The organism is Simkania negevensis Z (assembly GCF_000237205.1).
Taxonomy (GTDB): Bacteria; Chlamydiota; Chlamydiia; order Chlamydiales; family Simkaniaceae; genus Simkania; species Simkania negevensis.
Window position 1 is genome coordinate 812,691 of sequence record NC_015713.1, and the last position, 13,399, is coordinate 826,089.

Below are 13,399 nucleotides of genomic sequence, written 5' to 3' on the forward strand. Positions count from 1 at the left end.
GAGAACTCTCTCTCTCTTGAAACTAAGCAAAATAAACCTAGAGTTCAGGTTAGTAAGCTAGAAAGATTAAATTTAACGATGCGAAGAAGGCTGTTGTTGCAAGAGCTGCGATAAAAACAATGATGAGTCTGATTTTCAATGGAAGGGTCAAGCTTTCGGTTCTTTGCCTCCAAAAAATCCAAAGGGCTAAGTGGCATAAGTGGGCAAAGAAACAGATTGTACACCATTGAGGATGGAGGTAATAGAGAAGGACGGGTAGTGCTAGCGCCCAAACGATCCCTACGTACCGCCAAGGACATTTGGGAAAGTTTGGAAAAAGGAAAATGATAGCAATCAGGGTGGAAAAGTAAGCGCCCCCAAAAAGTGGAATCCATGGTGTTTGAGAGGCGCAAACTTCGCAGGTTAAAAGTCCTACGCAGACTGCGACTCCAGGCAGTTTAAAAAAGATTAAGACTAGAGCTACGAAGCCAAAAAATGCGCCAATCATGATTTTGGCCATACCCCAAAAGAAATTTCCTTTCAAGCGAGTAACTTAAACTCTGAGGTTCTTTCCTTCAGATTTATTGCCTTGAAAAAGACCCTTTAGCCATCCCTCTGTCAAAAATACTGAGAATTTAAGAGAATTCTTTCCCAGAAATAAGCAAAATAACTACAGAGTTCAAGTTATGATGAGTAGATACGCTAATTATTTTTTGATATGAGGTTGATGTGTTTGCAGTGATTTATCGTGGCGTTGTGAAAAGAGAAAAAGAAGCAGCGTTTCGCAAAGCTTGGCATGTTGTGGCGGCTTTTTTCGTGGAAAGTCGGGGAGCTCTAGGGTCGAGCTTACATAGATCAGATGAAGGAGTGTGGGTAGCCTATTCACGTTGGCCCGATCGAAAAACGCGTGATGCTTCATGGCCAAGAGAAGAAGAAGAGATCAATGAGACGTTTCCGCTACATGTGAAAGAGGCGATTCAAGAGCTTAAAACTTGCTTCGAAAATGAAGAGCCGCAGATTTGCATGGAGCTTCTTGACGAGGTCAAGAAAAGCAAGGGTTGATTTTTTTTTGCCGAGAAGATAACATTTTCCCTCTATGAATCAATTTTTTAGGGTGGAAGTGAAAAAAGTACTCTTCGGAATTCTCCTAGCAATTTTTGGAACTCAAACGGTTAGTTCGGCTCCTTATGATCTTTTAGTGGATCCAGATTTTTCGCCCTACTCAGGGGGCCAAAATCTCATCACAGGGATGCGACTCCTTCAACTGAGTGAAGACATCATGCTTCCTCCTAAAGATGAGCCAAAAGAGGGATTGATTGTTTCACTAGGACGGTTTGCAGAACTCTTTTTCATTTGGAACCCTCTTGGGGGGTTAGCCACCGTGACGCAACATGAAGTGTTTGGCCATGGCTATCGGATCCGAGAGTTTCCTAGCAGTCATGTTGAAGTAACGGGTTATGAAATAGACTGGCCGTTTCCCTACTCTTTAGGGGGAGGAGCTACAAGTTTTAATATCTCAGACCGAGCAACTGTTACCGAGATTAATGCGATCAACATCGCAGGGATTGAAGCTCAAGATATCTTGGCACGTCAGCTCAAAATGAAATGGATTACTGATGGACGAATTGATCCACGGATGTCCCAACTCTATTTCTTGTCTCAACAGTCATTTTTTCTTTATACAGTTGCTTCAAATGACAACGATTTAGATATCAGTCTGAGAGGAGTTGATGAAGATCCTTTTGATGGAAATGACTTAAAATCCTATATCTACTGGATGAACCGTCTCTATCCTGACAATAAAATTTCTATTTCTTATCTGACGAGGCAGTCGTTATATAATTGGCTTGATGTTTTTACTTATTACTCTTTTGGAGCGTGGTGGTACTACGTTGCAACTGGAAAGCAATTTAATGTTCCCATGCTTGAAATTGGCAAGGTCAAGTTTCTCCCTAGCTTCAAAATCACCTTGGCGCCCTATGGTCTTGAAAAGAACCTAGAGGGGTACTTTACAATAAATAAAGTTCCTCTATACGTCTATGCTAAGTGGGGAGATCATGGGGGCGTTAGCTTTTATGGTGCAGGTATTGATTTTGATCAAATGCTTTCTTGGAAAGGGGGAATCTTTGGATTTAAGCTCGATGTTTGGTACCAGCCCGATTTTCAGCAACCGACTCGCGTGTTTGATGTTCTCATTGACGATGTCAATCCTGCTGTTCCAGGGCTTCAAGATCGAAGTGTGGGTATAGCTGGCTCTTTGATTTCACGTTGGTATTTAACAGGAGGAAATAGTCCTCTCTATCTCTATACGGAGGCGGGTTACAAAAGCAAAGGGTATTTACCGGGCTATTCGCTTGATCGAGGATTCATCGGCCGCGTTGGACTGACAGCTAAGTTTTAATGGACTAGTGGGATGCCCCAATAGGGGTGAGAAAGATCTTTTTCGTATTGATCCGTTGCTTCGTTGTAGATCATGACAGGAGAGATGTTTGGGCCATACTTATAGGAGAGGTAGACCTCGATTTGGTTTGGAACAGGGATATCAATTCCGTCAAACTTGGCTTTTTTAAGAGGGAAAATCACATCAAACGGAACAGGTTTTCCAAACATCCGTTCCCGAATCTTCCAACTTTCAGCCATGAAATGACTTTCTCCATAGGAAAGGATATTTGTGAGCGTTTCATTTTCAGCGTCAATCGCGCTCAAGTAAATGTCAATATGGTTTCGATTCGATTTGATGTAGACTCTGATATAGGTGCCAGGGCGGCAACGATTCGACCAATCTTGAACGACATACTTTGTCTCATCAAGTGCTTGAAGGGCATGCATGATATTTTCAAAGTCTTCTTCGATAGCTGCTAAATCTAAATCGTTATCCCATGGAATAATTCCACCATAGCGATAAGCTCCTAAACACGTTCCGCAATCCACCCAAAAAGGAATACCTTTTTCAGAAAGCAGCTTTGTGATTTCTTGGAGAGCCTTTTTATCATCTATGAGATTATTTTCATCACCAGGCCTTCTTTGATGCGCAGGAGGAGAAATATAAGGTGCGGTTCGAAAGTCTTCTACTTGAATTCCGAAAGACTGAAAGTAATCAATATTGGAATGCACATCCGTAGAAGAGAGAAAGGCTTTCAATTTTTTATGTCGCTCTCTTGTTTCAGGAGAAAAGTAAGCAAGTGATTTTATCACAGTACCAAAAAATAAGCCGGGAGGAAGAGTCGAAAAAGCAAGAGGAGAAAAAATTCTTTTGCGCGTTTCGTAATTGAAGCGTTGCTTTAAAGTGAACGTATCAGATGTTTCATTGTAGGTGATGAGTTTTCCGTCGCACAGATATTGCACAGGAGAGAGAAAAGCATTACCGACTTTTTCTAGCCCTTGCGCATTTTCAAAAGCCATGTTGAAAAATGTGTTTTCAGAAAAGCTATGGTAAAACGAAACCATAGACATCCCAAACCAAATAATTCCCTCAATTGTTTTGGGCAAAGCTCGGGCAAGTTTTGGAAAAATCTCAATGATATTAATCATAACTTTACTTGTAGCATGAAAACCTCTTTTTTTGAAAACGGACATCAGTTATAGATCGAAAAAAGAAGGTGTAGGTGAATGATTGTATTTGCTTGTCAATGTCTTTTGTTCTCGATTTAACTTTATTTAAGTTGAGTTCGCTTAAAAAAAATCGAATTGATTTTCAAATCCACTCCTTCATCTAGACCCTCAAAGAGAGGTAAACATATGGAAAAATATCCCAAACAAAAACCCGCAGAGGTTGTGATGCCAGTGTGCGACTTACCCGATTTGCTGAAAGGACAAAAAGCAATCGTGACCGGATCAAGTTCAGGAATTGGAAAAGGGGTGGCAATTGCATTAGCAAAAGCTGGAGCGGATGTTGTCATCAATTATGCAGGTTCGAAAGAACGGGCAGAAGAAGTGGCTCAAGAAGTCTCAGCGATAGGTCGTCAGGCATTGGTCATTAAAGCGGATGTATCTCAGGAAGATCAAGTCCAAGCGATGTTCAAGGAAACCGTTGAGAAGTTTGGCACAGTGGATATCGTGATCAACAATGCAGGCCTCCAAAAAGATTCCTGCTTCGCAGATATGACAATCGATCAGTGGAATAAAGTGATCGGGATCAACCTTACAGGGCAGTTTTTATGTTCACGTGAAGCGATTCGAGAGTTTTTACGACGAGGTATACGTAAAGAAGTTTCTTGCGCTGCTGGCAAAATCATTTGCATGAGCTCAGTTCATGAAATGATTCCTTGGTCAGGTCACGCTAATTATGCTGCCTCTAAAGGGGGCGTGATGCTCTTGATGAAGAGTATTGCTCAAGAATATGCCTCTCAGAGAATCCGTGTGAACAGCATCTGTCCTGGGGCAATTCGAACACCTATCAATAAAGAAGCTTGGGAGACTCCTGAAGCTTATGAAAAACTCATGAACGTGATTCCCTATAAACGTATTGGTGAACCACCAGACATTGGACACACTGCTGTTTGGCTTGCTTCGGACTTAGCTGACTATATCAATGGAACAAGCATCTTTGTCGATGGTGGAATGACCTTATTCCCAGGATTTACTACCAACGGATAGAGCGATTAGTCATCATCATCTAGTATGTGACCAAAGAAGGGGAAGAATCCTTTGATCACATTTACCGGGGCCTCGATAATGTTTTTCAGCCCTTGTTGAAGGAAGATCTGCTGCATCATCTTTTGAACGATGATTTCAGCAATTTCTTGCGTAGGGATTCCCTTTTCAGAAGTGACATCACGAAATTCAAGCCTTTCAATAGGAGAGAGTTGATGGAGCTTTCCATCGGAGAGAATCAGGTCAATACGGATATTAGTTAAGAGGAGCCGCCTAATAATGGCTTCTCGCTCCACAGAAAGGGGGCTTTTATTGTCATGTGCAATGTTGCCCATAATGGTTTGCCAGTTCCCTTTCGTTTGGTCTTTATCGTAGATTTGAATGTTGACGTATACATTATCGAGGTGGATTTCATTGATCTCGATCGGATCTTTGAAGTAGTGCTTGTAGGGAGCTTTGATGTCAGTCGTTTGAACTCTGAGAGCAGTTGGAAGGCGTGTTCCCTTCGGGTTGGCCATTTGAAAATCGTGGATCGTGAACTCATCCTTCTTAAAACCAATCGAATCGATTGTGACAGCGACATGTGTTTTATGAGAAATGATTTTGGCAAGGATCGTGGCAGCGTTGTCGTAGGCGAAGTAGCCTGCTCCAGCAATGATGACAAGGAGAAAAATGAGGATTAAGAGCACTTTGCGCATACTTTATTGACATAGTGGATTTCTCGTGGGAAGTCAAAAAAAAAGGCGCTTTTCTAAGAGGAAAGCGCCTTTTGAATACCTGCTAAAAGGTGTGGATTAATAATCCATACCACTCATCGCGTGAGACGCATGAGCTTTTTTATCTTCCGGCTCATCTGTAATGATTGCTTCAGTTGTAAGGAGCAGTGAAGCGATCGATGCTGCTAGTTCGATAGTGAGGCGTACAACCTTTGTGGGGTCAATGACACCCATCTCGATCATATCACCGTAGACATCTGTTAGAGCATTCCATCCCTGCGTTCGTGATTTGGATTGCATCACTTTTTGAACGACAATAGAACCTTCCATGCCAGCATTTTCTGCGATCTGACGGAGTGGGTAGGTGATAGCTTTGATCACAATTTCCATTCCGACTTTTTCGCAACCTGTCATCGATTCTGCGAGCTTTTTTAAAGTGGGGATACAGTGAATAAAAGCCGTTCCTCCACCAGGGAGAATGCCTTCCTCGACTGCCGCTCTTGTTGCTTGGAGCGCATCGTCAACGCGGTCTTTTTTCTCTTTCATTTCCACTTCTGTCGCAGCTCCGACACGGATGATACCGACTCCTCCAGAAAGTTTTGCTAGTCTTTCTTGGAGCTTTTCTTTGTCGTAATCAGATGTGCTCTCTTCGATTTGCTTTTTAAGGAGAGCGATCCGTTTTTGAATCTCATTTTTGTCTCCTGCACCTTCTACGAGTGTAGTGTCTTCTTTCTTGACAACAGCTTTTTTCACACGGCCGAGCATGTCAAGAGTGACATTCTCAAGCTTGATACCGAGTTCTTCACTAATGAACTGACCACCAGTGAGAATTGCGATGTCTTCAAGAATGGCCTTGCGGCGATCTCCAAAACCAGGAGCTTTAACAGCACAAACTTTTAGTCCTGCACGGAGACGGTTGACAACAAGAGTTGCTAAAGCTTCGCCATCAACATCTTCTGCAATGATTAGAAGAGGGCGCCCGCTTTCTGCAGCTGCTTGTAAGATAGGCAAAAAGTCTTTCATTGTTGAAATTTTCTTGTCGTAGACCAGAACGAAAGCATTTTCTAGAATTGCTTCTTGATTTTCTGGATCTGTGACAAAGTAAACAGAAAGGTAACCACGGTCGAAGTTCATTCCTTCAACGACATCAAGAGTGGTTTCAAATCCTTTACCTTCTTCAACAGTCATCGTTCCATCTTTTCCAACCCGTTCCATTCCCTTAGCAATGATTGTTCCAATTTCTTCGTCGTTGTTGGCAGAAATGGTTCCAACTTGGGCGATTTCATTGCTGTTTTGGATCGATTTGCTCATTTTTTTGAGCTCGTCAGTTAGCGTTTTGACAGCTTTTTCAATCCCACGCTTTACTTCCATAGGATTGGCTCCAGCCGTGATGTTGCGCAGCCCTTCTGTATAGATGGCTTCTGCTAAAACTGTAGCCGTTGTGGTCCCATCTCCTGCTTTATCCGCAGTTTTGCTGGCCACTTCGATGACCATTTGGGCTCCCATGTTTTCATGCTTGTCTTCGAGTTCGATCTCTTTTGCGACGGTGACACCATCTTTGGTCACGTGAGGAGGACCATAAGATTTATCAATGGCGACGTTTCGTCCTTTTGGTCCTAAAGTCACTTTCACTGCTGAAGCAAGTGCTTGAACCCCTTTGAGGATCTTTTGTCTTGCATCTTCTCTATACTTAATGTCTTTTGCTGCCATAATCGTTTTTTACTCCTTCTTAGTCTTCAATGATTGCAATGATGTCGTCAGATCGGAGGACGATGAACTCTTCGTCATCAACCGTCACTTCTTGACCTGCGTATTTATCCATAAGGATAAGGTCTCCCTCTTTCACAGGCATGGGGAGAATTTTACCGTCATCAGTTGATTTTCCCTTGCCGACGGCAACAACACGGGCAGACTCTTGCTTTTTCTTTGCTGAATCAGGAAGGATGATACCACCTTTGAGAGTCTCCTCTTGTTCCAGACGTTGGACCAAAACACGATTCCCAAGTGGTCTAAGTGTAAGTTTCTTTTTCGTTTTCATAAGATTTCAAAACTCCTCTATATATAATGTAGGTTCATTATACATTTCTCATGGTAGTCAGAAAAGGGATTTTTTTCAACAAAAATTAGCACTCTTTTTGCAAAAGTGCTAATTTTTCTTTAATGGGTCAGTGAGTTAGAAGGTTCACAGTTGGAGTTAATCCTTCAAAAACCTCTTCAGGGTAACGCATTTGCCACTCAAAAGATCCCTTTACATAGATATGATCGATGGTTTTCGACTTAAGGGAAAGACTCACGTTTGTTGGATAAGAGGAAATAAGAGAAAAAGGAACATTTTCTCGGCCTTGAGTGAGGAAGGCCTTTTGCATCTCTTCACGTGTAAAGTTCATGTCCCCCATGGCAACAACAATATTGTCATCCATCAGATTGATATATGCTGCAAACTCCTCTTTTCCAGGCAAATCTGGATTCCCAGGAAGATGACCATTCACAATTCGGTAAAGCTTTCCATCTTTTTCAAAGGCCAAATTCATCACAGGTCTTGTCGGATCGCATTCGTAAGGATAGTCGATACTTGATAGATCCTCACGGTAGGTCAAATGTCGGGTGTCATAGACAACCACATCTTGATTTTTGGGAAGGGGTTCTTTCTGAGTATAGACAATTGCCATATGCTCAGGTAGTTTGTCTCTTAGCACCTGTAAAAATGGGCTGCCACATTCTTGCAAACTCATCAATTGCTTTGGGTGCGTAGGATGGTTGATCATATCGATCACTTGATCTACAACCAGTTTATCTCTAAGTGTTAGTCCTGTTTCTTCGTCAATCATCTGATTGGTCATCGAGATGTGAGACCCTTTGAGCCCTTGACTATTGCGCTCTTCTACCCATGAAAGATAGACCGTATTGAGGACATTCCATGTTGCCATTTCAATCCCATCAATATTAGCGCCTACAGGAAGGTGATCTGAAAGAAATTCCCATTTCTCACCCAGTTGCCCTAGTTCGATTCCTGAGGGGAAGCGGCTTTGAAAGTGCTCTGTCACTTTATCATCAATTGCCTTTTCCAACTGAGGACTTGTTCCTCGCAAAACTTGAGCGAGCTTAGCTCCCCAAAGGATGTAGGCATCGATCGATTTTTGATCCCAGATAATATTTGCTAAATCACACATGTTGTAATACCGATCAGCGAGCTTGATGATTTTCGCTTGTTCATGCATGTGAGGAGCATGAGCAATTTGGGCGAGCTTACAAGCTTCACCTTTGAGGCCTGCAGGTTTGGTCAGATCGAGAACTAGGGCCAAAACGTGTGGTCCGAACAGTTGCTCAACTTCTTCTGGAGTTGTCTCAGTATCTTCAATAGTATCGTGGAGAAGTGCTGCAATGAGAGCATCGGGATCTTTTAATTCTCCCAGCTCTAATGTCAATTGAGCGACACCCAAAGGATGAATGATGTAAGGAGTTTTTTCAGCATCTTTTCGAATTTGGAATTGATGTTTATCTGCGGCAAATTCAACAGCAGCAAGAAGTCTTTGTAAATCAATACTATATCTCTTTTCTTGACCAAATAGGTTTACCCAAGATTGGAGGGCTTTGTCCAGAGCATTCATGACTTGAGGATGGCGGTTACAATGCTGAGCGACAAATTGGCGGCAGTGAGCAATTTGGAGCTCTGACGCCTTCACTTCTTCTTTGATTTTAGGGAGTTGAGCTGGACGTGTGCAAATGGGCTTTGAATCTAGAATTGACTCGAAGCTCTCTTTTTCTTCGACGTCTACTATTGCAAAAATTGTTGAAAGTTCCGTATCTGCACAAACTGAACTAATTTCTGACATGCAAACCCCTTTTAATTAAAAAGTTTAAAATATCATTAAGATTATACTAAATCGTCAAATTTACACAAATTAATAAAATAAAGATTTTCTCTTGCTAGAGAATAGAGCTCTGAATTAAATTTAATAGTTTTCGAGCATCATTAAAAGGAGCTCATTTCATGGCAAAAGAACGTGCAGAAATCGCAGATGAACACAAATGGAACGTTGCCTCTCTTTATCCAAGTTTAGAAGCTTGGGAAAAAGGATTTAAGGCATTAGCAAAAGAAAAAATCCAAGGTGTCCGCTTTCCTGAGATCCAAAAGTTTCAAGGGAAAATGGGAGAAAGTCCAGATTTATTAGCGAAACTTTTGAAAGCAGCGTTTGAGCTCGAACGCAATATTGTCAAGCTCTATACCTATGCTCACCTCCGTCATGATGAAGACGTTGTGCATGATGTGCACAAAAATGCCTACGATCGCATCAGCCTTCTTTATTATGAATATGATAATGAAACTTCATGGATTCAACCTGAGCTTTTGCAATTAGATGAAACCACATTTCAAATGTATTTAATGGCTCCAGAACTCAAAGACTATCAGGTTTATTTAAAGAAGGTCTATGCGCTCAAGCCTCACACACTTTCATCTGATAAAGAAGCTTTGCTTGCACTTGCAGGAAAAGCGCTCCAAACTTCACAAAAGGCCTTTAGTCTTTTAAATGACGCCGATCTAAAGTTTCCTCAAATTGAAACAGCAACAGGGGAGAAAAAAGATCTTAGTTACGGTTCCTACCTTCTTTACATGCAATCGAAAGATCGCACACTTCGCAAAAATGCATTTGTAGAGCTGCATAAACAATACCAGCAGTTTGAAAATACCATTTGTGAATTGATCAATGGCCAAGTTCAAAATCACATCTTTATAGCAAAAGCGAGACATTATCCTTCAGCTTTGCATGCCTCTCTTACCCCACATCAAATTGACGTCGATGTTTACCACAATTTGATCAAGACTGTGCGAGAAAACATTGGGAATCTTCATCGTTACATCAAACTTCGGAAAAAACTGCTTGGAGTGGATCAATTGCATTGCCATGACTTACATGTCTCACTTCTTCCAGAATTTGAAAAAAAGTACACGTTTGATGAAGCCAAAGCCGCTATTTTAGAATCTGTTTCAGTGATGGGTAGGAATTACCAAGCAACTTTAGAAAAAGGACTTGGAGAAGAGCGATGGGTCGATCTCTTTGAAAACAAGCGCAAGCGCTCAGGAGCCTACTCAAGTGGTTGCTACGATAGCATCCCTTTTATCTTGATGAACTTTCATGGAACATTGCGTGACGTGATGACTTTGTCTCATGAAGCAGGGCATAGCATGCATTCCTACTTAAGTAATCACAGTCAACCTTATCAGTATTCGCATTATCCAATTTTCTTAGCAGAAATTGCCTCGACATTTCACGAAGACCTTCTATTTCGGTACTTCGTTGAAAAAGCTTCTTCGCGTCAAGAGAAGTGTTACTTTTTAAACCAAAAAATCGATGACATCCGAGCAACTCTTTTTAGACAAACGCAATTTGCCGAGTTTGAACTCAAACTGCACGTTCTTGGTGAACAGGGGATACCTCTCACCCCAACCACACTCAAAGAAGCGTATCGCCAACTCAATATTGACTATTATGGCCCCGATTTAACAGCTGATCCTGAAATTGACGTTGAATTCCTACGCATTCCTCACTTCTACTACAATTTTTATGTTTACCAATATGCAACTGGAATTAGCGCAGCGTCTGCTCTTGTTCAGCATGTCTTAACTGAAGGCGAGTCAGCTCGTGATGCTTACATTAAGTTTCTTTCATCTGGTTCAAGTAAGTATCCTTTAGAGTTGCTTCAAGAAGCTGGTGTTGATATGCATAGCAAGGAACCTATCGAAAAGCTTCTCCACCGGTTTAATGGTTTTGTAACAGAGCTAGAAAAGGAAATGCAATGTTAAATTTTTGTAAAAAAAGTTGATCAAAAAACTCAGTCGTTGTATGTCAATACATACACGGGAAGATAATACATTATTAGATTAGGTGACCATGAAGTCAGAGCCTAAGGTGAAAAAGACTTTTGTAATTGTTAATGATAAAGGCCTTCATACTCGCCCTGCAACTGAGCTCGTCAAATGTGCTCAAATTTTTAAGTCTCAAATATACTTGCGCTACGATGGGCTGAGCGTGAATGCTAAATCTCTTCTCGGAATTCTAATGCTCGCCGCAGGTCGGGGAGCGAAAATCAATATTGAGGCTGAAGGGCAGGATGCCGAAGAGGCCGTAAACGCAATCGTGCGCCTAGCAAGCAACAAATTCAACATCAAATTCTAAGGCGGAAGTATTAGGGGGGGGCGTCCTTTTTCTGCTTCATCTTTTCCAGTCTGATTTTGTGTTCGATCTCGACTACCTGTGAAAGGTAGCTAGCGGTCTCCGCACTTTGTCAGTTAGAAAAATCTAGAAGTAAAAAATGACGAAAAACACCCGATACCCCCTCTTAAAATCTCCCCTTGTCTCATGGATAATGCGGTCGATTTTGGGAGAGAAAAATCTGGAGATTAGGGGTCGATGGGGAGGACCTTATCGAAAACTTCTTTCGTACAGTAGATCGGGACGTTGTTTTCAAGAGCCAGTGAGAGACAATCACTCGGACGTGCATCAATCTCCATGATTTGTTTGGTTTCTCCAACCATCTGCTCGAGAAAAAGCCGAGCATAGTAAATCGTATCTTGCACGTCGTTGATCACAACATGGAGCAGTTCGATCTTTAAACCGTTGAAAATAGAGTTCATGAGGTCATGGGTATAGGGACGTGGTTTCAGTTGGTCTGTAAGATGCATTTGAATTTGAACCCCCACGTGAGGTGAGGTGTAAATTGCAAATTGCTTGGCCTCTGTCCCTAAGATAAATACCGTATAGGAAGGGGACTGCATGATTTTATTAAATTGAATCGGAATGAGCTCGGAATCCATACGACCTCCTTCCTTTCACATATCATATTCAAGTTATTTATCAAGCTGTTTGAGGTTACCAGAAGACTCACCGATAAGAACTCGGCCAGCGAGGTTGAAAAAGAAGCCTGTTTCTAAAACGCCTGGAACGTGGATGAGACGGTCATGGTCTTCTTCCGGAGACTCACGAAGCTCTTGAAACAGAATATCATAAATATAATTGCCATTATCAGTGATGTAAAATTTACCTTCATTTGTGGTTCGCATTTCACCACGAAATCCGAGGACTTGGATTTTTTCAATCGTTGCACTGTATCCAAAGGGGAGAATTTCGACGGGAAGAGCTCTCTTGCCCAGCTTTTCAACAACTTTTGATTCGTCGACTATGACTACCATTTCCTTACTGCTATTAGCTAAGATCTTTTCGCGCAGTAAGGCTCCTCCGCCTCCTTTAATCATGCGCTTTTGACAGTCAATTTCATCGGCCCCGTCGATTGTGATATCAATCTGGGTCACCGTGTTCATATTGGCTGTTGGAATTCCACCTTTTTGAGCTTGCTCAAATGACCGGATGGAACTCGAAACAACTGTGATGTTTAGCCCTTCTTTGCAGAGGTGAATGAGTTTTTCAATGAAGTAATACACTGTAGAGCCAGTTCCTAACCCAACGAGCATTCCATCTTCAATCCATTCGGCCGCTTTTTCGCCGGCCCGCTTTTTCAAGAGTTCTTTGTCCATAGAGTCTATGTTTTAAAAATTGTTTTTTGCTGACAAGAGTTTTCTCTTTCTTTTTGAAAGATCTTGTGCCATGGTAAAGGATAAGAGAACTAACCGCTATGAGGAATTTCATGTCTGATATGGATGAAGATCAATTGCTTGCAGAAGAAAGTTCTAAAACAAAAAAGACACGAGAAAAATTGCGGAAATACCTTCAAGAAATGGATGAAAATGTGACTCCGCAGGCACTCAAACGGAAATCCCTTGAAATTCACCGCTGGATTTCACGGCATGCGCCGCATCGTATTGTTCTCAAATCAAAATCGATCTCTCTCTTTGATGAGAATCAAAATACGGCAGATCGGAGTCAAAAAATTTCTGAGCTCATGCTTCGGCTTGGCGATCATAAATAAAAATTATTTCAATATATTTTGCTAGCTTGAAGAGAACCCTTAGCCTATGTTGCCTCTCAAAATTAGAGGTAATATATTCCCTTTTCTCCTTTTGCTCGATCAAATTCGAAGTCATAGGTTATCAGGGCTTAATATTTTTCGGTCTTAGTCCTATTTGATTCCCTTAGTAATTTGTCAGTCAATTGAAT

The 13,399-nt window shown here is 41.7% G+C and carries 14 protein-coding genes; 6 read left to right on the forward strand and 8 right to left on the reverse strand.

Annotated features, from left to right (window positions below; translation table 11 throughout):
* Positions 1 to 49: 49 nt before the first annotated feature.
* Complete coding sequence (locus tag SNE_RS04330) at positions 50 to 499, reverse strand: hypothetical protein (protein WP_013943123.1); 450 nt, start codon at positions 497 to 499, stop codon at positions 50 to 52.
* A gap of 209 nt (positions 500 to 708) precedes the next feature.
* On the opposite strand from SNE_RS04330, the gene SNE_RS04335 reads away from it, so the two are divergent.
* The gene (locus SNE_RS04335) at positions 709 to 1,041 is read left to right on the forward strand and encodes an antibiotic biosynthesis monooxygenase family protein (protein ID WP_013943124.1); all 333 of its coding nucleotides are present in this window, start codon (positions 709 to 711) and stop codon (positions 1,039 to 1,041) included.
* Positions 1,042 to 1,099: 58 nt separating this feature from the next.
* A complete protein-coding gene (locus tag SNE_RS04340) occupies positions 1,100 to 2,380 on the forward strand; it encodes a hypothetical protein (RefSeq protein WP_148258944.1) in 1,281 nt (426 codons plus the stop codon).
* Here the strand turns inward: SNE_RS04340 and SNE_RS04345 are convergent.
* The gene (locus tag SNE_RS04345) at positions 2,377 to 3,510 is read right to left on the reverse strand and encodes a LicD family protein (protein ID WP_041418781.1); all 1,134 of its coding nucleotides are present in this window, start codon (positions 3,508 to 3,510) and stop codon (positions 2,377 to 2,379) included. The two genes, SNE_RS04340 and SNE_RS04345, sit on opposite strands and share 4 nt — an antisense overlap.
* Positions 3,511 to 3,717: 207 nt before the next feature.
* Between SNE_RS04345 and SNE_RS04350 the strand changes: the two genes are divergently transcribed.
* The gene (locus SNE_RS04350) at positions 3,718 to 4,575 is read left to right on the forward strand and encodes an SDR family oxidoreductase (protein WP_013943127.1); all 858 of its coding nucleotides are present in this window, start codon (positions 3,718 to 3,720) and stop codon (positions 4,573 to 4,575) included.
* A gap of 5 nt (positions 4,576 to 4,580) precedes the next feature.
* Here SNE_RS04350 and SNE_RS04355 read toward each other — a convergent pair whose 3' ends face one another.
* The 4 genes from SNE_RS04355 to SNE_RS12210 all read right to left on the reverse strand — a co-directional run bounded on the left by SNE_RS04355 (position 4,581) and on the right by SNE_RS12210 (position 9,121).
* Positions 4,581 to 5,270, reverse strand: coding sequence for an AsmA family protein (locus SNE_RS04355; protein WP_013943128.1), 690 nt, complete (start codon positions 5,268 to 5,270; stop codon positions 4,581 to 4,583).
* Between the two features lie 96 nt (positions 5,271 to 5,366).
* Positions 5,367 to 6,998 (reverse strand): chaperonin GroEL, encoded by a 1,632-nt coding sequence (groL, locus tag SNE_RS04360; protein ID WP_013943129.1) that lies wholly within the window; start codon positions 6,996 to 6,998, stop codon positions 5,367 to 5,369.
* Positions 6,999 to 7,017: 19 nt separating this feature from the next.
* Positions 7,018 to 7,326, reverse strand: a complete 309-nt coding sequence (locus SNE_RS04365; RefSeq protein WP_013943130.1) for a co-chaperone GroES — start codon at positions 7,324 to 7,326, stop codon at positions 7,018 to 7,020.
* 127 nt (positions 7,327 to 7,453) lie between these two features.
* A complete protein-coding gene (locus SNE_RS12210) occupies positions 7,454 to 9,121 on the reverse strand; it encodes an HD domain-containing protein (RefSeq protein ID WP_013943131.1) in 1,668 nt (555 codons plus the stop codon).
* A gap of 158 nt (positions 9,122 to 9,279) precedes the next feature.
* Here SNE_RS12210 and pepF point away from each other — a divergent pair, with 158 nt between their 5' ends.
* Together pepF and SNE_RS04380 are read left to right on the forward strand one after the other, a co-directional pair.
* A complete protein-coding gene (pepF, locus tag SNE_RS04375; protein ID WP_013943132.1) occupies positions 9,280 to 11,091 on the forward strand; it encodes an oligoendopeptidase F in 1,812 nt (603 codons plus the stop codon).
* Positions 11,092 to 11,179: 88 nt separating this feature from the next.
* The gene (locus SNE_RS04380; RefSeq protein WP_013943133.1) at positions 11,180 to 11,464 is read left to right on the forward strand and encodes an HPr family phosphocarrier protein; all 285 of its coding nucleotides are present in this window, start codon (positions 11,180 to 11,182) and stop codon (positions 11,462 to 11,464) included.
* A gap of 224 nt (positions 11,465 to 11,688) precedes the next feature.
* Here SNE_RS04380 and SNE_RS04385 read toward each other — a convergent pair whose 3' ends face one another.
* Together SNE_RS04385 and rpiA are read right to left on the reverse strand one after the other, a co-directional pair.
* Complete coding sequence (locus SNE_RS04385; protein WP_013943134.1) at positions 11,689 to 12,102, reverse strand: bifunctional nuclease family protein; 414 nt, start codon at positions 12,100 to 12,102, stop codon at positions 11,689 to 11,691.
* Positions 12,103 to 12,135: 33 nt separating this feature from the next.
* Positions 12,136 to 12,819: a ribose 5-phosphate isomerase A gene (gene rpiA, locus SNE_RS04390; RefSeq protein ID WP_013943135.1), complete on the reverse strand. Its 684-nt coding sequence runs from the start codon at positions 12,817 to 12,819 to the stop codon at positions 12,136 to 12,138.
* Positions 12,820 to 12,929: 110 nt separating this feature from the next.
* Between rpiA and SNE_RS04395 the strand changes: the two genes are divergently transcribed.
* The gene (locus SNE_RS04395) at positions 12,930 to 13,211 is read left to right on the forward strand and encodes a hypothetical protein (RefSeq protein ID WP_013943136.1); all 282 of its coding nucleotides are present in this window, start codon (positions 12,930 to 12,932) and stop codon (positions 13,209 to 13,211) included.
* Positions 13,212 to 13,399: the final 188 nt, after the last annotated feature.